Genomic DNA, 20,977 nt, shown 5'->3' with positions numbered 1-20,977 from the left:
TTGAGACATTTTATATGTCTTTTTTTTTTGCGCTTTTTTAGTTTTCGATAGAGAATATTTGTTATAATAATAATGTTAATGAACATTCATAGAGAAGAGGTTTCCCCATGCGCCAAGAACGGCTATATTTACCTCAGCTAGATACCCTGAGGCTCTTTGCCATGCTTGCCATCATTTGCTATCATTTCTTCACCAATTCCTTGCCGGGTGGCTTTTTAGCGGTGGATATATTCTTAATCCTATCGGGTTATTTGGTGACCAGTCAGTTAGAACGGCGCTTAAGGGAGGGCAAGTCCTTCAGACTAGGTTGGCAGTTTTTCAGGCGCTTAGGGAAGATGTTTTGGCCCTTGGTCTTTTTTATTATTCTCTTACTAGCGCTTTTACTCCTTTTTCAACCTGAGCTGTTAACTAATATCCGCCCAGTGGTCTTTTCCAGCTTGGCCTTTGTCAATAACTGGTATCAGATTGCCATCGGGTCTTCCTATTTTGCTGAATTTCTCCACCCCTCGCTTTTGACCCATCTCTGGTATTTGGGGGTCTACCTACAGTCGCTGGTGGTCTTTTATTTCATCTATGGCTTACTGCGGCGGCGGATGACTAAACAGCATTTTACTTATTTCTTGATCGTCTTAGCCTTGATGTCAGTCGCCTGGATGGCTTTTCTCTTTACTCCGGGTCAAGACCCCAGCCGGGCCTACTATGGGACCGATAGCCGCTTATTTTCCTTTTTATTAGGGTGTATCGCTTTCTTAATGGGGGAAGAAATCATAGGCTTCTCAGATCGGCTGCTTAAGACCGCTTGGACGCCAGACTTAATTGCCCTAGTGACTGCTGGTATATTAGCAGTCTTGATGAAGTTCTTGACGGATTCTTCCATATGGACTTACTACGGGGGCATGTTGGTCTTTGACCTACTGGTAGTCTTATTGATCTTGGCTATTGTCCAAGACCAGTCCTTTATTGGTAAGGTTCTTCGCTTTAAGCCCTTGGCCTTTATCGGGCGGAAGAATTATTTCGTCTATCTGACCTATTATCCCATCTATATTGTCTTTACTGCCCATGCCAGTCAACAAAACTGGTTTACCATGCAACCGTGGTTACAGGTCTTAGCGATCTTTGTGATTGGTCTACTCCTAGACGCCCTAGTTAACCAGCGCTTAGTGACAATACCGATTTATTTACGGCCTAAAGGAGAGCCGCTACGCTTGTTTACTGGTTTTCGCCAGGTGAGAGCTAAGGAGACTCCCTGGTATCAAAAAGTTCTCTTTTGGGGCTTTAGCTTGGTGATTGCAATTGCGCTCTTTGCCTTAGTGACAGCACCAAAAGGAGAAGTTGTCCTCAAGTCTGAAGCTGAAGCTCGGGAGGCCCGTGAAGCCATTGAAAAGGCCAACCGGGAAAAGCATACCATTGCTAGTGATAGTGACGAAGATATTGAAAAGTACCGGCAGTCGCTCAGCCAAGACCAACAAGCCATCGTGAGTGATTTCTCCAATGAGGTCCTCTACCAGGCGAATGGTCTTAGTTTTACCTTCCTAGGAGACTCCTTAACGATCGATGTCTCTAAGGGGATTACGGCCCTCTTCCCACGGTCAAATATCTGTGCCAAGGTGGGACTCCAAGTCTACCAAGCGGGTGAACTAATCGATAGCTTTAGCGCCGATAATGAGATCCAGGATAAAGTGGTGGTAGACTTAGGAGCCAATGGTGGCTTTACTTCCCAACAAATCAACCAGTTATTGAAACGCTTTGAAGGCAAGAAGATTTACCTGGTCAATACCCATGTCAATCGGCCTTGGCGCCAACAAGTCAACGAAGCTTTGAAGGCAACCGCTGATAGCAGGAAGGATTGTCAATTAATTGATTGGTCTGGTTACTATGATCAAAATGCCCAAGCCGATTGGCTCAGCCAAGATGGCATCCACTTCTCAAAAGCGGGGGTCAAGGCTTGGACAGACTATGTGGGACGGGCACTAATTGAAGATAATAAGTGATAAATCAGTTGAAATATAGCACTACTTCCGTTACACTAATAAGAGATTTACAGATATCTTCGGGGCAGGGAGCGTTTCCCGACCGGCGGTAAAAGTCCGCAAGCTATCAAGGGATTGATAGGAATGAACTAGTGTAATTCTAGTACCGACAGTAAAGTCTGATAGGAGAAGAGTGAATACGATAACTATAGCCCCTCCGTTAATTAGAACGGAGGGTTTTATTTTAGAAATGGGGAGACAACTTGGAGTCGATCATCTCTGTCAAAGATGTTAGCTTTCGCTATGATAAGGAAGAAAACAAACAAACCATCAAACAGGTTTCTTTTGATATCTTTGACCAAGAATGGGTAGCCATTATCGGTCATAATGGCTCAGGAAAATCTACCATGGCCAAACTAATTGATGGGTTATTAGAAGCGGAATCCGGCCAGATTACGGTAGCGGGTTTAGCACTTAATGAAGCCAATGTCTGGACGATCCGGCAAAATATCGGTCTAGTTTTTCAAAATCCTGACAACCAATTCGTTGGGGCCACGGTAGAAGACGATGTGGCTTTTGGCTTAGAGAATGCTGCGGTGCCACACGATGAAATGGTCGAGCGGGTCAATTGGGCCCTAGAAGAGGTCGGCATGTCGGCTTATCGCCAATATGAACCCAGTAACTTATCAGGGGGGCAAAAACAACGGGTAGCCATTGCTGGCATTATTGCTCTCCAGCCGCGGGTGATTATCTTGGATGAAGCCACCTCCATGTTGGATCCAGAAGGGCGCGAAGAAGTGATGGAGGTTATCCGCCGTTTAAAGGAAAAGAGCCAGCTCACCGTCCTATCCATTACCCATGATTTAAGTGAAGCGGCCAGTGCCGATCGGATCTTGGTTTTTCGTCAGGGAGAAATCGTTAATGAAGGCAAACCGGCAGAAATATTTTCTTATGGGGATAGGTTGATCGATATGGGACTGGGCGTGCCCTTTAGTGTGCAATTAAAAAATGCCCTAGCCCAACGTGGTTTTTCATTTGAAAAGGATTATTATACTGAAGAAGGGTTGGTGGACTGCTTATGCAAATTGAATTCCAAGGCGTAAGTTATGCTTATGGGGCAGGCACTCCCTTTGAAACCTTGTCTTTGCATGATGTGAATTTAACCATTCCCGACCAAAGTTTTACCGCCTTTATTGGCCATACCGGTAGTGGGAAGTCAACCGCCATCAAGCACCTTAACGGCCTCTTAAAGCCTACCCAAGGAACCGTTCAAATTGGGCCAGACCAGGTGACCAAGAATTCTAAAGGGGAAGTCTTACGGCGCATCCGCAGCCAAGTAGGGATTGTCTTTCAGTTTCCTGAGTCGCAACTTTTTGAAGAAACTGTCCTTAAAGATGTCATGTTTGGCCCCTTAAACTACGGAGCCAGTGAGGAAGAAGCCCGTCAAAAAGCCATTGACGCCCTTGACCTGGTTGGTTTGCCAAGTGAATTATATGACCAATCGCCCTTCGACTTATCAGGTGGGCAAATGCGCCGGGTAGCCATTGCTGGAATCCTTGCCATGGAACCCCAGGTCTTAGTCTTGGACGAACCTACGGCTGGTTTGGACCCTAAAGGCCACCGGGACATGATGGCCATGTTCTACCGACTCTATAAGGAACGCCAGTTAACGGTGGTTTTAGTGACCCATCAAATGAATGATGCTGCCCAATATGCCAATCATATTGTCGTGATGAATAAAGGGACGGTGGTTCGTCAAGGGCCCACAGAAGAAATCTTTTCTGATGCTGATTGGCTCAGAGACCATAGCCTGTCACTACCTGATAGTTTAGAATTTAAGGCGGTTTTAGCTGACCAAGCCGGGATTCAACTCCAAGACAATCCGCTAACCGTTGATCAACTCGCGGATAGTATTCTTAACTATTTTGAACTAGGGGAGGTTCAAGATGAAGAATAAATTTATTATGGGACGTTATTTGAACGGCGATTCCCTGGTCCACCGAATGGATCCACGGGCCAAATTGATCATTATGTTCATCTTACTGATCTTTATCTTCTTCGCCAATAATGGCCTGACTTATGGGATCTTAGGCCTCTTAGTGGTGGCCTTTGTCTGGCTAACAGGGATTTCTTTGAAAATTTTTCTCAAAGGTTTAAAACCCATGATCCTATTGATCTTAATTACGGTGGCCTTGCAGTTATTCTTTACCCGGACAGGGGAAGTTTACTGGCAATGGGGCTTTTTAGCCATCACTGATGAAGGCTTATGGAACGCCTTATTTATCTTTTTACGTTTCGTTTACATTATTTTCATTTCTACCATTCTTACCTTAACCACCAAACCCTTGGATATTACCGATGGCTTGGAAAGTTTGATGAAGCCTTTAAAGAATATTCTTCCAGTCCACGAAATTGCCCTAATGTTGTCCATTGCATTACGCTTTGTACCAACCTTATTAGAAGAGACGGACAAGATTATGGATGCTCAATGGGCTCGTGGGGTTGACTTTAGCGAGGGGTCTTTAATGAGCCGGATCAAGGCCATTATCCCCATCCTAGTGCCACTCTTTGTCTCGGCCTTTGACCGCGCCTATGACTTATCCATTGCTATGGAAGCGCGTGGTTACCAAGGGGGCGAAGGGCGGACCAAGTATCGTTTACTCCACTGGCACCAACGCGATACCATGGCTATCGGGCTAGTGGCTTGCGTTTGCCTAGCAATATTAATCTTTAGGTCCTAATGGCCAAAGCAAGTAAAGAATGAAAAGAGCGAAAAGCTGGCAGTGATGGCCGGCTTTTCCTATTTATTTGTGATTATATAAGGAGAGAGGCGTTTGATAATTATGCCACAACGCTATAAAGCGACGATTGCTTATGATGGTACTCCCTATGTGGGATTTCAAGTCCAACCCAATGGACCCAGCATCCAAGCTGCCCTAGAAAAGGCCTTGAAATTAATGACTAAGGGACAAGAGATTACTGTCTATGGGTCTGGCCGTACCGATTCTGGCGTCCATGCCCTAGGGCAAGTGGTTCATTTTGACTACCCTTCAGAGATCGAAACAGAAGGCTTATTACGGGCCCTAAATAGCATCTTAGATGACGCTATCTGTGTGAAAGCAGTTGAGCCGGTGGAAAAACACTTCCACGCCCGCTACCATGCCCAAAGAAAGGCTTATTTATATAAAGTGTCTCTAGCCCCCTTTGTTTCACCTTTTGACCGCCACTACGTCCTCCACCATCCCTATCGTACTGAAGTTTCTCGGATCCAAGCCGCTTTGCCGGCCTTAATAGGGGCGCATAACTTTAAGAGCTTCTGTTCCACCAAGACGGATAAAACCGTCTTTGATCGGGAGATCTACCGGGCGGAATGTCAGGCCTCTGAGGACGGTCAGGCCTTGACTTTTTATTTTGAGGGCAATGGCTTTCTTTACAACATGGTACGGATTATTGTGGGGACCTGCTTGCAGATTGGCGATGGCCTCCGTCCGGTGGAGAATCTCAGTGACTTGCTAAGGATTCAAGACCGGAACGCCGCGGGACCCACTGCTAAGGCCCATGGTCTCTATCTGCACCATGTGGACTATCCCAGTCGAGCGGAACGGATTGCTAAGTCAGAGGCGAACGGCTTCTATTAGAGAAAAAACTAGGCCTTTATCGGCATTTTTGCTATGATAATAGTACTTATTATTTGTAAAAATATTGTAAAATAACCTTTGTTATAGGAAGAGGATTGTATGCCGAGATACCGCAAGTTATATGATGAAGACGGTAACGAAATTATTGTTGAAGAAAAGTTAAAAGGGGAAGAACTGGAAGAGTTTGGCGACGCCTTACAGGGCTGTGGGGCCAGTCTGCAAGGTTGTGGCTGTTTATTAACTTTATTCATCACCATACCGATTTTACTCATGCTGGCGGGGATATTTTAGTTAGCCTTGGTAGAGCTGATGTTCAATTGAAAGATACTGTATACTATGATCGGTAAATAATACAAGGAATTGTGGAGGAAAAGATGGTAAAGATAACTTTCTTGCTAATAGGCTTGATCATCCTAGGTGGCTTTGCTTATTTACTGGTGCGGGCCATTCGCTTAGATAAGTTAAAGGCCACCAAACAAGTATTGGCAGTCATTACAATGCTTTTATTTGTACTTAACTTGGGCTTGGCGGTCTTAATTATCCGCCAGCAGGCTGCGGGAGAAAAGCAACAAATCGATCACATGGCTGACCAATATCTAGCCTGGCTGGATAAGGAAAGCGGGGCTAGTCAATCTAAGGCTTTAGAAAGTGCCTTGCAAAACTTAGTCAGCGACTTAACAGAAGGGCAGGTTGGCATAGCGGTTTTTAACCAAGAGGGGAAAAAGATCGTCGCTATCAATGACCAAGCCGACTTTATTACCGCTTCTACCTATAAACCCCTTCTAGCCGCTGCTGCCCTTTACCTCGTTGAAGAAGGGGAAATTACTGCTAGTCAGGAAGAGCGGATTAAACAGCTTATTATCCCTACTATCCAGTGGTCGGACAATGATCGGGCCATTACCCTGGGACGCGATATTGTTAATTATGACCGCTTTAACCAAATTATGCATGACTGGGGCTTTCAAACTTTTCGTGTTGAAACCTCTGGGGACTATTCCTTGCATATTACTCCTGAAGACTTGGCCCGTTTTTACCAGGAACTGGAGCAGGGCAAGCTATTGAATAGCGAACATACGGCCTTCTTGCTCGAGCAATTGCAGCAGTCTCAGGAGCCAATCCCCTTTGACGAGGCCCTGGCTGGTGAGGATAATTATTGGAACAAGTACGGCTTACTCACCGGTATCTACAATGAGAGTGGAATTTATAAAGACGCCAAGGGGAAAAGTTATTACCTGGCCGTGATGACGTCCGATTGGTTAGCCAGTGACAGTGAGAAAACGGACTGGTTTAAGCAATTGGCTGAGGTCTTTAGTCAGTACTTGTATGGGGAGTAAAGGCTTGAAGAGTGTCGCAAGAATTAGACAGATGAGAAGTAGAGGATAAGGAGCGGACCAATGCTGATCTTTTTAGGTTTTCTAGTGGCCCTCGGTTTAATTGGGTCGTCTTACTATTTTTACAAGCGGGAAGGGCGAGGTTTCTACCTTCTTTTCGTTTTGATTGGCTTCCTCCTATTGGCGGCCATGGTGGTCTTGTCGGCTTATTATTTTTTGGGTTAAGTGGCGGCTAAAAAATAAAAAAGACTTGACTTTAGGTGAAATTATAGCTATGATATTAGACGGTATTGTTTGCCCCACGATCGGCCCCGGAAACCAATTGTGATACGCAACAATCGTAAAGTAAACGGAGGAAATAAACATGCGTCAAACTTATATGGCAAAAGCTAGCGAAGTTGAACGTAACTGGGTTGTTCTTGACGCGACTGATATTGCATTAGGTCGTTTAGCAGCTGTAGCAACAAATATGTTACGTGGTAAAAATAAACCAACTTTTACCCCTAATGTTGATACTGGTGATCACGTGATTATCATCAACGCTGACAAGGTAAAATTAACTGGTAATAAAGCCCAAGATAAGAAATACTATCACCACACTGGTTACCCAGGTGGGATTAAAGAAACCACTGCTGGTAAATTACGTGCAGAAAAACCTGAACGTTTAATTGAAACCGCAGTTCGTGGTATGTTACCTAAGAATCGTTTAGGCCGTAAACAATTTACCCACTTACATGTATATAGTGGTAGCGACCATAAACATCAAGCGCAACAACCAGAAACCATCGATATTACAGAATTAATTTAAGGAGGGAACAGCAGTGGCACAAGCAAGTTATCAAGCAACAGGACGCCGTAAGGATTCTACTGCCCGCGTACGCTTAGTACCTGGTACTGGTAATATCTTCTTTAACGGTAAAGCGATGGAAGAATACTTACCATACGCATCCTTATTCGTAATCGTTAAACAACCATTAGCCGTAACACAAACTGAAGGTCAATATGACATCCATATTAACGTTCAAGGTGGCGGTTTTGCTGGCCAATCTGGTGCAGCTCGTCACGGTATTGCCCGTGCATTATTGGAAGTAGATCCTGACTTCCGTAAACCATTAAAAGAAGCTGGTTTATTATCACGTGACCCACGTATGAAGGAACGTCGTAAACCAGGTCTTAAGAAAGCGCGTAAGGCACCTCAATTCTCCAAACGTTAGAATTGGCGTCATTACAGCATTTACAACACCTCTTGGTTCACACCATGGGGTGTTTTTTCTTGTCTTTTTTTCAAAATTCACACCACTTTTCACACCAAATTCACACCATTAGTTTTTCATACTTCGATATGCGATTTCTCCAACAGCCATAGGAACGACATTAGATGTGTTGACGTAGGTCTTAGTTGTAAGTGTATCGCTATGAGTAAGGGCTTCAGAAATAGCTTCAAGTGATACGCCTGCTTGTTTAGCAAGAGTTGCTCCGGTGTGACGGAGTTTATGTGGCGTAGCATGTACTAGTTCTGGGTGGCGCTTTTCCACTGATTTCATCTTATTATTTAGATAATCAGTGTATAAAGGGCTATTTACATTTCCTTTGCTATCAATGTATGTAAAGACATATTGTTCCTCGGTTTGAATTATCTGAAACTTTGCCAAATCTCTTTTTTGTTGCTTTTTCCATGCTGTCAAAAGGTCTGCCAATTCTCTTGGAATTCCAAAAGTAGTTTTCTTATTTCCTTTTGTTGCTTTTTTATGTTTATATTTATCAAGAGCTTGAACGACTTGGATTTTTTGTTGTTCAATGTCTATGTGTTTCCATTGAAGGGCGTAACTTTCAGACTTTCTATCGCCTAGAAAGAATGTAGTATAGAACAATACGTAATCCTTAAATAAAATCTTCTCAGCTTTTAAATCTTCTTCAAAGGCTGAAAACCATGCTTGGAGCTCAGGTTGAGATAAATATAAGTCTTTATCTTTTTTAGCTTCCTGCAACTTAATTTTTTTAGTTGCTTTGATTCGCTTGATGGTTTTAGATAGACGATTACTCTCAATGTATTCTAATTCTTCTGCCCAATCAAATAGGGAATTAACATAACTTCGAATTACTTTGAAATTAGCATATTCTTCAGCTTTTTGAGTAAGAAGATTTAGCACAACTTGTTTGTTTTGATTTAAAAAATCGAGTGAGTAATTTCCTAATAAAGGCAATATATGCTTTCTAAAAATAATTTCAGCATTTTTAACAGTCACTTTAGAAGGTGGTTTATTTGTTGAGGTTGTCTGTCCTGCTTTATAGGACTCCCACCAAATATTTTTGTAAAAATCAGAGAAAAGAATAGAACCGTTCTTGTCTAATGAAGAAACATGTTCTCCATTCATAATTTTTTCAATTTTGTTTAATAAGTCAAGTTCGTACTTTTTTGCTTCTCGCCGTGTCTTAAATCGTTTTTCTTTATTTTTTTTATCAACTCCTAGTGATGCTTGCGCTTCTTTTGGAATATAGACTCGTAAACGATAAGAACTGTTTTTGGTTTTAACAATTGACATAGTATTCTCCTTCTGAATTGAGCTAGAAAATACCGTGATTTCATTATAACAAACCACGGTAAAATGATTATTGGTTTTTAAGCCAGCGATTTATCTCAGACTTATCAAAACGAACAGTTTTACCGATGCGAATAACGGGTAAACCCTTTTGAATCCATCGATCTAGCGTATTGTTTGAAATTCCAAGATAGTTACAGGCTTCTTGTTTATTCAGAAAAGGACTACTAATATTACTGTTGTTTAAGCGGCTCTCAATTTCGTTTTTAATTAGATCAGATATCATAAGTTGAATTTGATGAATTTGCTCATCTGGAAGAATGACTTGCATGCTAATCACCTCTCTTGTTAATTAAATTAAATTTTGAGATAATAGCAGCAACAGGAATGGTCACGTGCTATTTTTGTTGTTTTTTTAAGTTACCGTTGTTAGTTTGGTCGCTTGCTTCGGTAACTTTTTTTGTTTTGTTCCATTGCATGTTCTGAATTACTTTTTTAATAATTTTGTCAGTAGCTTCGTTCATCAATAACTGCTTACCCTTTGAAAACTTGAAGAAATAATGTGAGCCCTTGCTAGAAGAGCTAGTCTGAAACTTAGGAAAACATTTAACTGGAGTAGACAAATAAAATTTTTCTTCAATTTTAATTAGATAGTCAAGTCGTCTCACAAATTGCGCAATATCTTCATTAAAGTTGTCTTTTGATTCTTTGAAAAATACATGGGGTGCTTTAGTATTAGTAATAATAATGACTTTAGCAGACCCCCACTTGTTGTGGTAGCGGGCTGATATCGGGCTAATCATATAGGGATCTAACAACTTTAACCAGTCCGAGACTGTTAAACTTCCTCCTTTTATATCATCAAGAAATAATATTTCTTGACCACTATACTCATCGAAGGCGTTAGTAGATGCTGTTACACAAGCTTCCCATTTATGACCAAATTTAAGAGCAATTTTTTGTAATAGTGCAATCAACTTTTTAGCGTATAAAGTTTTTCCAGCGCCTGTTTTTGCTTGAATATAAAGAATCGTCTTTTTAAACTCTCCCGCTTCAAGCTCAGCAATGGCTCGAAAACTTTTCCGTTCGCCTGCAGTTTCAAGAGCATCATTAATTTTCCGTTTATGTTGACCGTAAATCGTATAGTATTTATCGGTAAGCAATATGTTACTCTTAGTAATTTCGCCAGCCAATATTTGTTCAATTAGCCAGTCTACACTCAGATTAGTCTCCCTAGCTTTCTTTATGGCACGGCCTTTTACCCATGTTTCCATGCTACGATGATAGATACTTTTATATTCTTCACCTAAAACGGTTACAACTTCTTCTGGCTGGTATTGGTGCTTGGTTTCGTCTTTAGCATGAACCAGGTACGCTAAGCAATTATCGTAACCGTATCGTCCAGATTTTAACTTTTCAAGATACTGAGGTTCTACCTTGGTAGCTAGTGCAATTCTAGTTAATGATGCGCCTTTTTCAAATTTTAATAAGGCGTGTATATGCTCAGCTTTTGTTTGAATAATATTTTTCATCTGTTCAGGATCCCAAACAGAAACGGTATCTTTATCATGTTTAATGATGTATGCCTCTTTTACCATGATGTCATCAGCTTCTAAATTTTTGATGACCATTTCGAGTAGGGGACGGCAATTTCCTTCTTTTGCTTGGTGAAGTGGTTCTTTATAATTTGGAGATAACCAATACTCTTCTTCTAGCTGTTGAACCAACATAATCGCTGTAAGAGTAGATTCTTTTCTCGCCATAATTAAACTTTCTCCTTTATATTATTCCATTAACTATTCTCTTGATAAATCAAGGATTTGAACTTCTTGTTCTGCTTCAAAAGCTTGATTTATCAAGCTTAGTTGATCTGCGCGGCAGTTGACAAGCCCACTGCCGCGCAGGCGTTAGAATAGTTAAAAGTAAGAATTGTGTAAGTTACTTTACATTTCGTCAAACCAAGGTGTTTCATAAAAATGTGGGACTTCCCATTTTTTACCAGATCCTAGGATACGGGCAACACCTTGTCCTTTACCATAACTACGCTTAGGCATATCAGCGAAACCGCTCATCAAGTACTTTCGCTCATCAGCAGAATCAGCAGCTCCACCAAGCATAATAGCAGCATCGGAGCAATTGACACGAGCTAAGGAAGGGAGGAATCCCTCTTTAGTCCCAAATTGTGATATAGCAATGATATGAATTCCAGCAGAACCACCAGTAGCTGTTAATCGATTAATAGCTTTAGTCCAACGTGAACTTGCTTTCAAATTCTTGTCAGTTTTATCAAGTGACTCTAAGGAAGCGCTTAAATTACCTAATTCATCAAAGAACAGTGCTATATCGGGCATGTTATTCATTTCAAGATACTTTTCCTTACCTGCTTCATTAATTTCATTAAGTCTTTTATCCATAATCGAACACCAATATTCAGCTCGATCAACAATTTTTAGCGGATCTGATTGACCGTTGAATTCTTTTACATAACGATCTAATTTTGCTGAATTGTACTCTACTATCCAACCTTGTAATAGCATCATCCTGGCCATGTAATTGCCTGCTAGTACACTTTTACCAGACCTAGTTCTTGCAATAATGCTCATCATAGGCGTTTTATCAGAATACCAAACTAAGTCTTTTGATAGCCGTATAGCATGTTTATTCTTGCTTATTAAGCTCTTTAATGACTCTTGATTTTTTATAGTTAAGCGCTGAGAAGTCATTGTATCTTCAAAATAAAAAATTATAAAACTATCACCTGCAGTTAATTCAGACCTAGTAACAGCAAATCGTTGATACTTTCCTGCTAATATTCCTGATACGCGTTGCTCGAACTTTTGGCGGTCTGCTCTTTCCCAATTTGCTATGTTTTCAATGGCGATAAATCCTTCCGATAGATCGTTATTTACCCAGGAATATATTTCAGGCATTTCGTGGCCATACCGCGTCAAATTTGAAAGTTTGAGCACATCTGTGATTTGCTTATCACTGAATAATCCCTTGAGTTTTTTAGCTAATTTTTCTGATTGCCTAGACATAATCGGAATGGAAAGGGTAGATGTCTGTTCGCGTCTAGACCATAGATATATTAGTAGTAGAGTTAGGCTAATATTAAAAATATAAGATATAAATAACGGCTTACTTATATATTGAGCTATTTCAGGCACTTTATAGCTTATTAATAATAACAATAGGGTAAATACTACTGAAATTACTAAGGCTATCAGTGTGATTTGATAGCCTTGTAATTTACTGTTTGCTGTAGAAGTGATCCTTCTGTATTTCATTCTACTTATTTCGTGGGGCTATAATTACTGAATCGGCAGAAAACCAGCCAACCCCACTATTAGTGGTGCCTCCACGTACATTCTTAAATTGAAGAATGGTGCCTAGTTTAACTTCAATTTTTTCTGGAGCCTTTATTGAATATTCTAAATTGTTTGTTACATCTACAACAGAATATTTATACTGGCCTTTTACTTCTTCCCAAGTACCAGTAGATAATACTCTTAATATTGGTACAACATCTGTTACATATGTGTTACCGGTTCTAGGACTGGTCATCTCTTTTGGTTCTGTATCATGCATCAGAACTTCAGCAAGTGTTCTTATCCATTGTGTTTTCATTATTGTTCCAACTTTCTTTTAGTTTATTGTTTTTGAAAAAGCGATTTTTAAACGAATAATAAGACAAAGTTCATTAAATATTTGACGTATTAATTCACTAATTAACATTTTGTCAATATCTGAGTTATGTGAAATAGTTAAGGTTTTAAAGCTCAGTTTGTCATCGTTGTTCCATAAGTTTTTCAAATTAGTAGGCACTTTTTCCAATTCGCATTTATCGGTAAGTAAAATATAGGAAGTATTGGAAAAATTGGACATACGATATTTACGCAAATGCCTTAATTTTTTTTTAATATGTTTTTCATTTGATACATCTCCTCTCTGTTTTATTGTAAGTATTTACTCTTCCTTACAGTTCTATTAAACAACATTATTCCAGATTATACAAATCTATAATTGTTGACACAAAAACAAAACGAGTTACAATAATAGTGGTTACCAGTTGCAATTCTTTGAAAATCAGTAGAGAGGTTATGAGGATGATGATTGTAAGGGAATATATAGAGTTATATCAGTCTATCTATAATTTAGATGAGAATACGTATGATAAAATCAAGGCTAAGGTATATAGAGAATTAAGAAAGCTAAACTCATGGTATGAACTAGATGAAAAACAATCTATTGGAAAAACTACAGCCTATGTCTTAGATGAAGAAACAGAAAATAAATTGAATAAGGTAATGCGACCTTACTTTCAAAAATTAGCTAATATTCAATCAACTGCATTTGAAAAGCAAAAAAAAGCAAATAAAGTTTTTGCAGAAAATTTGAATGATTTATTTGTTTCAGACAATAGAAGTGATGAAGAAAGGTATACATATGAAATACCAAAAGAGGATAAGCTATATGTTATGATAGAAGCTCTTTTTAACGAACAATTTAGTCTGAATGAAGAATTATGGAAAGAAGATTATACAAACTGTCAGCTATTTTTTGATGATGAGGAAGCTATGGAATCAGATAGTTTGATAATCTCAACTTTTAGATTGAAAAATCCCTTTAAATATTATGTGAAAAAGAAAGAATCGAATAATGATTAATTTAAAAGTCAAAACACAGGAAAATAAATTCCTGTGTTTTTTTATATATACATGATTAACTAAAGTATCAATCCTATAAAGCTTATATTTGAATGCATATCTTGTTTGTAGAGTATATATCAGTCTCTAAGTAGTACCGACTTGATAACAACACATGCACCAAAAAACTATATACATATTTTAATTTAACATAAAAATCTTTAGATAAATTATATATAGACTTTTTTTTTTTTTTTATACAATAGCTGTAGTGCTGAAGAAAATTAAGCGCTTTACTAAGATTAAGATAGTTCTTAATCTTTTTATATAGATTTATTTATTAAACTATCGATAATTGCCAAAGGAGATATACATATGACAAATTTTAAGAAGTTATTATTAGCTACAACAGCGACTACTACATCTGCAGGAGTAGTATTTTTTTCTGAAGAAACAGTAGCTAAAGCGGCGGAAGTCTCCTCTATTAATACATATTCAACGTCTGAAATACAAAGGAAAGAAAGTCCTCAAGAAATTAAAGTGACTGAAGCTGACGTTAACGAAGCTAAAGAGCAAGTTAACAAGGCAGAAAAGGGCGTTCACGCTAAAGAAGATGCCGTAAAAGCGGCTGAAGACGCGGACACCAAGGCTAGGGACCAAGTTAAGGACTTAACTGACGCGGTTCAAGTGGCTGATCAAGCAGACGTCATTGTTAAGGAACACAGCCAAGTCATCGAAGAAAAGACGGCTGAAAAAGCCATGGTTGAACCAAAACTTCAAGATGCCCAAAGTGAACAGAATCAAGCCCAAGCTACTGCTCAAGCGGCAGAGAAAGTATTAGCTGATGCTCAAGCGGATCAAGCAGCTAAAGAGAACTCTGTTAAGGAAAAAGAAGGCGCCTTAAACGCTTTAACCACCGGGGGTGACCAAGCCCAAAAAGAGCGTTTGGAAAAAGACGTTCAAGCGGCTGATCAAAGTCTTCAAGACGCCAAAGCTAAAGAAGCGAACTTGACGGATCAAGTGAATCATCAAGCGGAAGCACTCAAAAACTATGAACCGACTGTGAAGAAAACCATTGTTAAAGGCGATCCTAATAAGCAAGCCCCTGAAAAGGCCGCCGATTATGACTACAATAAACGCTTTAACCCCATCAACAATGGGCGAGACTATCGGATGGAAGACGTGGACTTTGACGGGATTCGGAACATTGAAATCGATAACAGCGTTCATGAAGTTGACTTCCATAACTTTAACAACAAGAAGTTATCCGAAGAATTTGTGAAGCTCTTAAATGAATTACGCCACAAGAACGGCATTAAAGATGACGCCTATGTCGACGATAAATTCGTTGAATATGCCACCTTACGGGCCCAAGAAATGGCTGAAAACAAGACATTGTCTCATGCCACCAAATACAGTAAAGACGGGTCCCCATGGAAAGAATATGCCCACGGCGGGGAAAACGCGGGATATGACTGGGTCTTCAACTGGGGCGGTGAAAATGAACAAGTCTCCGGTATGATAGGCGAACAGCGCGATTACCGCACTTATGAGCAAGTGGCTTATCGTTTACTTTTACGCTGGTACAGTGACTTCAATAACCTTCATCGTGGGAACTACAGTCACCGTCGCGCGCTCTTTGAGTTCTACGGCCCAGCCGGTGTTGGGGCTCAGCTTACACCTGAGGGTGCAATTTTCTTCAACTTTAACTACCACACCAACCCTGGTGGGTTCACCATCATGAAAGATCACTATGGCCTTGACGTTGGACATGCTAACAATATGGACGCTCTTGACAAATGGTCCAGAGAATATAACAACAAGATGAGTGAAGAAAATCCGCTTCAACCGACTTGGAAGGGTCAACCGATGAAGTTCTTGCCTGAATTTAACTACATCTATGTGGATAAAGAAGTCGAAGATCACTCTGATCAATTGGCTAAGACACTTGATGTCTTGAAAGCCCAATTAAAAGACGCCAGTCGCGCTGTGCAAAATGCTCAAAGCAAGAAGGAACAATCTGAAAACGCCCTAAATGGTTTCATTCTAGCCTTAAACAACAAGGACGAGGCTCGTCGTCAAGCGAAAGCAGCCCTTGACCAAGCGGAAGACGCTTTGAAGGCTTCTACCGATGCCAAAAACCGTGCGGCTAATGATTTAGATCAGGCCAGTCAAGCTCTAGATCGAGCCAAGACTAAAACAAGTGCTTTAGAAAACCAAGTGGCTGATTTAGAACAAGCGATTGACCATGCCAAGGCGAAGAAAGATCAAGCCTTAAATGCAGCTGGTCAAAAAGACACTTTACAAACTCAACTGACTGAGGCAAAAGAGCAAGCTGTTAAAGCCAGCGAAACCTTGACTCACGTCAAACGACAATTAAAAGAAGCTAAAGACGACTTAGCTCAAGCTCAAAAGACCTACGCTGAAAAGCTATCACTTTATAACCTAGGAAAAGACTTAATCATCACCCAAGATGGTAATCACATCATTGCCATTCCAAAGGACGCACCGGTTCAAGAAGAGCTCCCAGAAGCCAAGGTGCCTACTCTTTCAACCCTAGCAGGAGAAGAGAAACCAAACAAAACGCCTAAGGGTGAAGAACCAACCGTTACTGATAAAAAGCCTCATGATGAGATTAAACCTTCAGTGACTGAGGATGAGAATAAGCCAGTTGAGGGAGATGATCATCGAGAAGGTGACAAACCATCATCTAATACTGCTGATGACAATCTTCAAGAGGATGACCAATCATCTTCCGCTGAAGGAGAAATAAAATCTGGAGTGGCCAAAAGCATTAATGATAACCAAATCAAAACTGATGATAAGAAATCATCATTGAAGAATGATAAAATTAAACATTTGATTCAATCATTAGTTGAAGAAGATCGTGATAACCTACAAGCAGATAAAAATAAGACAAAAGTACCATCTAAAGGGGCAACCATAAATAAAACTTATAGTAAAGAATGCTCTGACAAAGTTTCAAATGAAATCATTAATAAAAACGGCGAACATACTTCGATTTCAGTAAATGTAGTTAATGATCTTAAAAGGGAAAATACTACTGTTTTACCTGAGACAGGAGCATCGATAGGCGTTATGAGTCTTATCGTTGGCGTATCCAGTGTATTTGCTGGTTGTGCTATCTTAAACCGTAAACGTCACTAATCTTCTTATAAAGACTAAAATACTTTACTAATTGTAGGAAGAGAGCGTGAAAAAGTCAAAAAGTCCTGAATCACTTGAATAAACTATGGAAGATAGGCAAAAGTCTATCTTCCATAGTTCGTGAAATGGACATCAGGGATGATTTTGAAGCACATATTGATTAGATAGCCTGCATTTTTGGAAAAGATTTAGACTTTTATATCAGACCTAGTACAAAGTTATTTTTAAATTTTTATTATTAAGAAAGGATATGGTTATATGGAAACAAATGATTTTATGGAAGGTGTGAAAAGATTACCCCTTGTGAGAATTATACGAAAAAGTAATATCGGAATTATTATTTGGCTTATTTTTAATATTATTATACTTGAGTTACTTTTTGGAAATGATCCCACTACCCATCCATTTATAGCGTTTATGAGGCCAATTATTTTATATGGTATTTCTCTTGTGATAGCTTTATCACCTATTGGAGAAGCCATTTTAAGATTACAGGTTGGTGCAAAAAAGATAAGACGAAAAGAGCATGTTGAGCGATTGAAGCCCTTGTGGGAAGAAGTCTATAGTCAAGCTAAGCAAAAGGATCCCTCTTTGTCAGACAATATAAAGCTATTTATGTCGAATAATCAAGCAATGAATGCTTTTGCAACTGGACAACAGACGATCGTTGTTCACAAAGGACTTTTAAAATTAAGTGATGAACATATAAAGGCGACATTAGCTCATGAATTTGGACATATATCTAATAAAGATACAGATATTATTCTTGTTGTTGGGGTTGGTAATTTAATCATCTCAGCAATATTTATTATCTATCAGATCTTTGCTGCAATAGTAGCTATAGTATTCGGTTTAATGGGTGAATATCGGGAACTCATTTCAACGATTTTGATTAATATAATTCTTGCTGGAGCTATGTGGCTGTGGACAAAAATTGGGCTTTTATGTGTTAATAATTCTATGCGTGCCAATGAATTTCTAGCTGATCAATTTGCTTTTAAACTAGGTTACGGTAATGAACTCATTGAAACCTTGGATATTATCGATAGTAATTCTGAAGAAATGGAAGAAAAAGGACTTTTTGCTGCTCTTATGTCAACTCATCCAGATACTGATGACCGTATTGCAAATCTTCAAGAGTTATCAGGGATGATCGTAGAGAAATTTGATTATTAATAATTTAGGTCTTCTAAATCCATAAAGATTTAGAAGATCTATAGTCTTCATATATCTATACTGAGCTATAAGCTACTATATACCAAATGATATCTTATACACGGATGGGAGAAGTAAAGAGATGTTTACGTTTCAATTTCTAAAAAAATCAAAAGCTATAAAAATTGTTTTTGTTACTGTATTGGCATTTAATTTCCTAAGTGGATGTGGGAATTTAAACTCGAAAAATGAAACTGAAGAATTGCCAAAACAGGAGCAAACAGCCCAAGATAAAGTAAAACAAGAGCAAACAATAGAAGGACAGACAACAGAAGAAGGAACAACAGAAGAGCAAACAACTGAAATAAAAAAAGATGCTGTTGATGATAAAGATCCTAATAATCTCGTCGAATTTTCTCCTATTAAATTAGTCTCTAGTGATCAAAAGCCGGAAGGATATTCTGTTAATACTATTCAGTTCTCTGTAAGCAATACGAGTGATCATACTTTAAGTTTTAGTTTTACTCTGGGGGTTCCCAAGAAAGATGACTATGGAGAAGTTATGGAAAATGGAGAACAAAACTTTCTTAGGTTTGGCCAAACTGAAGAAGATGCAAAAAATGGAGACGTACTGGTGGATAATAAGATTGCTTATTTAAAGCCCAAAGAGACGCGTCACTATCAAATGAGTACTACGATAACTCGTGCGCCAAAGGAATTTAAAGCAGAAGATTGTAAATTAGCGATAGATCAAACCAACATTTATTATTCACAAGAATCCGCAGAGAAGAATTATGTTCCTCATGTTGCCTATGCGAAAGATTTTAAACTTGACATAAATCATGAAAAAAAGGTAGCAACGCTTACTAATACTACTGACAAATATTTATCCCAGCTTATTTTCGATTTAGACAGTATAACTCCTGAAGGACAAATTAATGAAAATCCTGTAAATGTACAATATCTAAAACCTGGTGAAAGTAGAGAAATTGATATAGAGTTTGCTTATGGAGCAAGAGGTAATACTGTAAAAGGTCCTGATAAAATTAAATATATGGTTGATCCTGAAAAAAATGATATAAAGTAATGTTTATATAATATAAGTATTGCTCTGACTCCCAAAAGTTGGAGCAGATTTCTGTAAATAATCGCATTTTTTTATTATAAAAAATTACATAGATCTACTAGTAAAATATAAGTTTTGTAGAAAGGAATATATTCTATCACTAATAATTAAATATATTATTATACGACAGGAAGTGTTTTCATGAAAAAAAGAATAAAATTTAGTTTGTTTGCATTGGTTTGCTGTATTTTTTTATTTGCTTGTGGCTTAAATAGACTTAGTGGTGATTATTCTGGGGTAGTTAATTTCGGCTTTGGAGCAAAATCAGAAATTGTTTTTAATTTTCGCGGAGACAAAGTAACCCAGCGAGCTGCGAATGACGCCTCTGAAAAAGAAGCTGAGAATTCATCTTCTGAGAAAGAGACTGAGAGTTCATCGAAAGAAAGTGATGAAGAAGGAACATACGAAATTTCAGACAATCAATTGATCATGACATTCGGAGATATGAAAATTACTGCTGATTTATCAAAAGATAAAAAATCCTTCACAATAAATTCAATTAGTTCTGTTTCTGGTGAAGAAAACTTAGGTCTTTCACTTGCTAACAGTTTCTATAAAAATGTTGAATTCACTAAAGTAAAATAATTATAAAAATATAAAAGGCCTCCTTAGTGGAGGCTTTTTATACTTTATAGTTGTAAGGGTATAGAAAAAAATGATAATAAAATTATAATAAATGGTGTGAAATTTTGATATTTACTAGCTCAATTCGTATAATTTTAGATTAAAATTCACACCATTGAAAAGTAATTAGTTCAAATTACATGAAACTTCTGTTGCTAAAAAGTCGAAAAAACCTTGATATTATGGGCTTTTGAAATTTATTGAAAGTGAAGCCCTTCAAACCAGGTCTTAAGAAAGCGCGTAAGGCACCTCAATTCTCCAAACGTTAGAATTGGCGTCATTACAGCATTTACAACACTTCATGGTTCACGCCATGGGGTGTTTTTTCTTGCCCTTTTTTCAAAATTCACACCACTTTTCACACCAAATTCACGCCATTAGTTTTGAAGGTAAAGAATTACGTCATAACAAAAGCAGCCTCTCAACGATTTTAACTGGTTGAGAAGCTTTTTCAGTTTTTATTTGGTCATGGTACTTAATCGGTTCCAATAATAGAAGCCTAAAAGAAACAAGATTGAGATCAGAAAGCTCACTGAGACAATTAAACTGGTTGGAAATCGATTGAGTAGTAGACTCATGACTAATAATCAGAGCATGGAAAATAGACGTGATACGGTTGACTTTAAGGAAACTAGAGAAGAAATATTATCTTCTGAAACGGCATCATTAAAAATAAATATCATTCTACTAGAGTTTATTTATAAGTTATAGATAGCTAGCGATCGCTTATAAATAATATAATTTCTAATTTGTAGAAAATTCTCAAATCTTTTCATAAC

The 20,977-nt window shown here is 38.7% G+C and carries 20 protein-coding genes and 1 riboswitch; of the genes, 15 read left to right on the top strand and 5 right to left on the bottom strand.

The window, feature by feature from the left end:
* The first annotated feature begins 107 nt into the window (after positions 1-107).
* From DBT49_RS07630 to rpsI, 10 genes are all read left to right on the top strand, one after another.
* Complete coding sequence (locus DBT49_RS07630) at positions 108-1,991, top strand: acyltransferase family protein (RefSeq protein WP_070558386.1); 1,884 nt, start codon at positions 108-110, stop codon at positions 1,989-1,991.
* A gap of 51 nt (positions 1,992-2,042) precedes the next feature.
* Positions 2,043-2,168: riboswitch (FMN riboswitch) on the top strand.
* 65 nt (positions 2,169-2,233) lie between these two features.
* The gene (locus DBT49_RS07625; RefSeq protein WP_070558388.1) at positions 2,234-3,073 is read left to right on the top strand and encodes an energy-coupling factor ABC transporter ATP-binding protein; all 840 of its coding nucleotides are present in this window, start codon (positions 2,234-2,236) and stop codon (positions 3,071-3,073) included.
* A complete protein-coding gene (locus DBT49_RS07620; protein ID WP_070558390.1) occupies positions 3,049-3,927 on the top strand; it encodes an energy-coupling factor ABC transporter ATP-binding protein in 879 nt (292 codons plus the stop codon). The genes DBT49_RS07625 and DBT49_RS07620 overlap by 25 nt, the downstream gene beginning before the upstream one ends.
* Positions 3,917-4,711 carry an energy-coupling factor transporter transmembrane component T family protein gene (locus DBT49_RS07615; protein WP_013670109.1) on the top strand — a complete coding sequence of 265 codons (795 nt, stop codon included), beginning with the start codon at positions 3,917-3,919 and terminating at the stop codon, positions 4,709-4,711. Before DBT49_RS07620 ends, DBT49_RS07615 begins: the two co-directional genes overlap by 11 nt.
* A gap of 102 nt (positions 4,712-4,813) precedes the next feature.
* Positions 4,814-5,608, top strand: coding sequence for a tRNA pseudouridine(38-40) synthase TruA (truA, locus tag DBT49_RS07610; RefSeq protein WP_070558392.1), 795 nt, complete (start codon positions 4,814-4,816; stop codon positions 5,606-5,608).
* Between the two features lie 99 nt (positions 5,609-5,707).
* Complete coding sequence (locus DBT49_RS07605) at positions 5,708-5,899, top strand: hypothetical protein (protein WP_070558394.1); 192 nt, start codon at positions 5,708-5,710, stop codon at positions 5,897-5,899.
* 83 nt (positions 5,900-5,982) lie between these two features.
* On the top strand, positions 5,983-6,942 hold the full coding sequence (locus tag DBT49_RS07600) for a serine hydrolase (protein WP_070558395.1): 960 nt from the start codon (positions 5,983-5,985) through the stop codon (positions 6,940-6,942).
* A 60-nt stretch (positions 6,943-7,002) separates the two neighbouring features.
* Entirely contained in the window at positions 7,003-7,164 is a 162-nt protein-coding gene (locus tag DBT49_RS07595; protein WP_013668826.1) for a hypothetical protein, read from the top strand.
* A 139-nt stretch (positions 7,165-7,303) separates the two neighbouring features.
* Positions 7,304-7,747 carry a 50S ribosomal protein L13 gene (rplM, locus tag DBT49_RS07590; RefSeq protein WP_013669478.1) on the top strand — a complete coding sequence of 148 codons (444 nt, stop codon included), beginning with the start codon at positions 7,304-7,306 and terminating at the stop codon, positions 7,745-7,747.
* 13 nt (positions 7,748-7,760) lie between these two features.
* Positions 7,761-8,153: a 30S ribosomal protein S9 gene (gene rpsI / locus DBT49_RS07585; RefSeq protein WP_013668580.1), complete on the top strand. Its 393-nt coding sequence runs from the start codon at positions 7,761-7,763 to the stop codon at positions 8,151-8,153.
* 108 nt (positions 8,154-8,261) lie between these two features.
* Here the strand turns inward: rpsI and DBT49_RS07580 are convergent, their stop codons facing one another.
* From DBT49_RS07580 to DBT49_RS07560, 5 genes are all read right to left on the bottom strand, one after another.
* A complete protein-coding gene (locus DBT49_RS07580) occupies positions 8,262-9,482 on the bottom strand; it encodes a site-specific integrase (RefSeq protein WP_070558396.1) in 1,221 nt (406 codons plus the stop codon).
* Positions 9,483-9,549: 67 nt separating this feature from the next.
* A complete protein-coding gene (locus DBT49_RS07575; RefSeq protein WP_070558397.1) occupies positions 9,550-9,810 on the bottom strand; it encodes a helix-turn-helix transcriptional regulator in 261 nt (86 codons plus the stop codon).
* 67 nt (positions 9,811-9,877) lie between these two features.
* Positions 9,878-11,242: a Rep family protein gene (locus DBT49_RS07570; protein ID WP_070558398.1), complete on the bottom strand. Its 1,365-nt coding sequence runs from the start codon at positions 11,240-11,242 to the stop codon at positions 9,878-9,880.
* 180 nt (positions 11,243-11,422) lie between these two features.
* Positions 11,423-12,775 (bottom strand): cell division protein FtsK, encoded by a 1,353-nt coding sequence (locus DBT49_RS07565; RefSeq protein WP_101560574.1) that lies wholly within the window; start codon positions 12,773-12,775, stop codon positions 11,423-11,425.
* Positions 12,768-13,106 (bottom strand): hypothetical protein, encoded by a 339-nt coding sequence (locus DBT49_RS07560; RefSeq protein ID WP_083300397.1) that lies wholly within the window; start codon positions 13,104-13,106, stop codon positions 12,768-12,770. The genes DBT49_RS07565 and DBT49_RS07560 overlap by 8 nt, the downstream gene beginning before the upstream one ends.
* A 479-nt stretch (positions 13,107-13,585) precedes the next feature.
* Between DBT49_RS07560 and DBT49_RS07555 the strand changes: the two genes are divergently transcribed.
* The 5 genes from DBT49_RS07555 (at position 13,586) to DBT49_RS07535 (ending at position 20,159) form a co-directional block, all read left to right on the top strand.
* The gene (locus DBT49_RS07555; protein WP_070558402.1) at positions 13,586-14,146 is read left to right on the top strand and encodes a hypothetical protein; all 561 of its coding nucleotides are present in this window, start codon (positions 13,586-13,588) and stop codon (positions 14,144-14,146) included.
* 354 nt (positions 14,147-14,500) lie between these two features.
* A complete protein-coding gene (locus tag DBT49_RS07550) occupies positions 14,501-17,293 on the top strand; it encodes a hypothetical protein (RefSeq protein WP_111846315.1) in 2,793 nt (930 codons plus the stop codon).
* A 258-nt stretch (positions 17,294-17,551) separates the two neighbouring features.
* Positions 17,552-18,469 (top strand): M48 family metalloprotease, encoded by a 918-nt coding sequence (locus DBT49_RS07545; protein ID WP_070558405.1) that lies wholly within the window; start codon positions 17,552-17,554, stop codon positions 18,467-18,469.
* A 121-nt stretch (positions 18,470-18,590) separates the two neighbouring features.
* Positions 18,591-19,535 (top strand): hypothetical protein, encoded by a 945-nt coding sequence (locus tag DBT49_RS07540; RefSeq protein WP_070558407.1) that lies wholly within the window; start codon positions 18,591-18,593, stop codon positions 19,533-19,535.
* Positions 19,536-19,715: 180 nt separating this feature from the next.
* Positions 19,716-20,159, top strand: a complete 444-nt coding sequence (locus DBT49_RS07535; protein WP_070558409.1) for a hypothetical protein — start codon at positions 19,716-19,718, stop codon at positions 20,157-20,159.
* The last annotated feature ends 818 nt before the right edge of the window (positions 20,160-20,977 follow it).

The sequence above is a fragment of the Aerococcus mictus genome (assembly GCF_003286595.3).
GTDB lineage: Bacteria > Bacillota > Bacilli > Lactobacillales > Aerococcaceae > Aerococcus > Aerococcus mictus.
The sequence above is the reverse complement of the archived record's forward strand: the minus strand, read 5'-3'. Positions and strand labels throughout refer to the sequence as shown.

What these genes read in the sequence shown, in the direction of transcription:
- DBT49_RS07570 (WP_070558398.1), bottom strand. Translation starts at nt 11,242, where the DNA reads ATGGCGAGAAAAGAATCTACTCTTACAGCGATTATGTTGGTTCAACAG.
- DBT49_RS07630 (WP_070558386.1), top strand. Translation starts at nt 108, where the DNA reads ATGCGCCAAGAACGGCTATATTTACCTCAGCTAGATACCCTGAGGCTC.
- DBT49_RS07545 (WP_070558405.1), top strand. Translation starts at nt 17,552, where the DNA reads ATGGAAACAAATGATTTTATGGAAGGTGTGAAAAGATTACCCCTTGTG.
- DBT49_RS07555 (WP_070558402.1), top strand. Translation starts at nt 13,586, where the DNA reads ATGATGATTGTAAGGGAATATATAGAGTTATATCAGTCTATCTATAAT.
- DBT49_RS07620 (WP_070558390.1), top strand. Translation starts at nt 3,049, where the DNA reads ATGCAAATTGAATTCCAAGGCGTAAGTTATGCTTATGGGGCAGGCACT.
- DBT49_RS07535 (WP_070558409.1), top strand. Translation starts at nt 19,716, where the DNA reads ATGAAAAAAAGAATAAAATTTAGTTTGTTTGCATTGGTTTGCTGTATT.
- DBT49_RS07595 (WP_013668826.1), top strand. Translation starts at nt 7,003, where the DNA reads ATGCTGATCTTTTTAGGTTTTCTAGTGGCCCTCGGTTTAATTGGGTCG.
- DBT49_RS07605 (WP_070558394.1), top strand. Translation starts at nt 5,708, where the DNA reads ATGCCGAGATACCGCAAGTTATATGATGAAGACGGTAACGAAATTATT.
- truA (WP_070558392.1), top strand. Translation starts at nt 4,814, where the DNA reads ATGCCACAACGCTATAAAGCGACGATTGCTTATGATGGTACTCCCTAT.
- DBT49_RS07600 (WP_070558395.1), top strand. Translation starts at nt 5,983, where the DNA reads ATGGTAAAGATAACTTTCTTGCTAATAGGCTTGATCATCCTAGGTGGC.
- rplM (WP_013669478.1), top strand. Translation starts at nt 7,304, where the DNA reads ATGCGTCAAACTTATATGGCAAAAGCTAGCGAAGTTGAACGTAACTGG.
- DBT49_RS07580 (WP_070558396.1), bottom strand. Translation starts at nt 9,482, where the DNA reads ATGTCAATTGTTAAAACCAAAAACAGTTCTTATCGTTTACGAGTCTAT.
- DBT49_RS07575 (WP_070558397.1), bottom strand. Translation starts at nt 9,810, where the DNA reads ATGCAAGTCATTCTTCCAGATGAGCAAATTCATCAAATTCAACTTATG.
- DBT49_RS07615 (WP_013670109.1), top strand. Translation starts at nt 3,917, where the DNA reads ATGAAGAATAAATTTATTATGGGACGTTATTTGAACGGCGATTCCCTG.
- DBT49_RS07560 (WP_083300397.1), bottom strand. Translation starts at nt 13,106, where the DNA reads ATGAAAACACAATGGATAAGAACACTTGCTGAAGTTCTGATGCATGAT.
- DBT49_RS07540 (WP_070558407.1), top strand. Translation starts at nt 18,591, where the DNA reads ATGTTTACGTTTCAATTTCTAAAAAAATCAAAAGCTATAAAAATTGTT.
- DBT49_RS07550 (WP_111846315.1), top strand. Translation starts at nt 14,501, where the DNA reads ATGACAAATTTTAAGAAGTTATTATTAGCTACAACAGCGACTACTACA.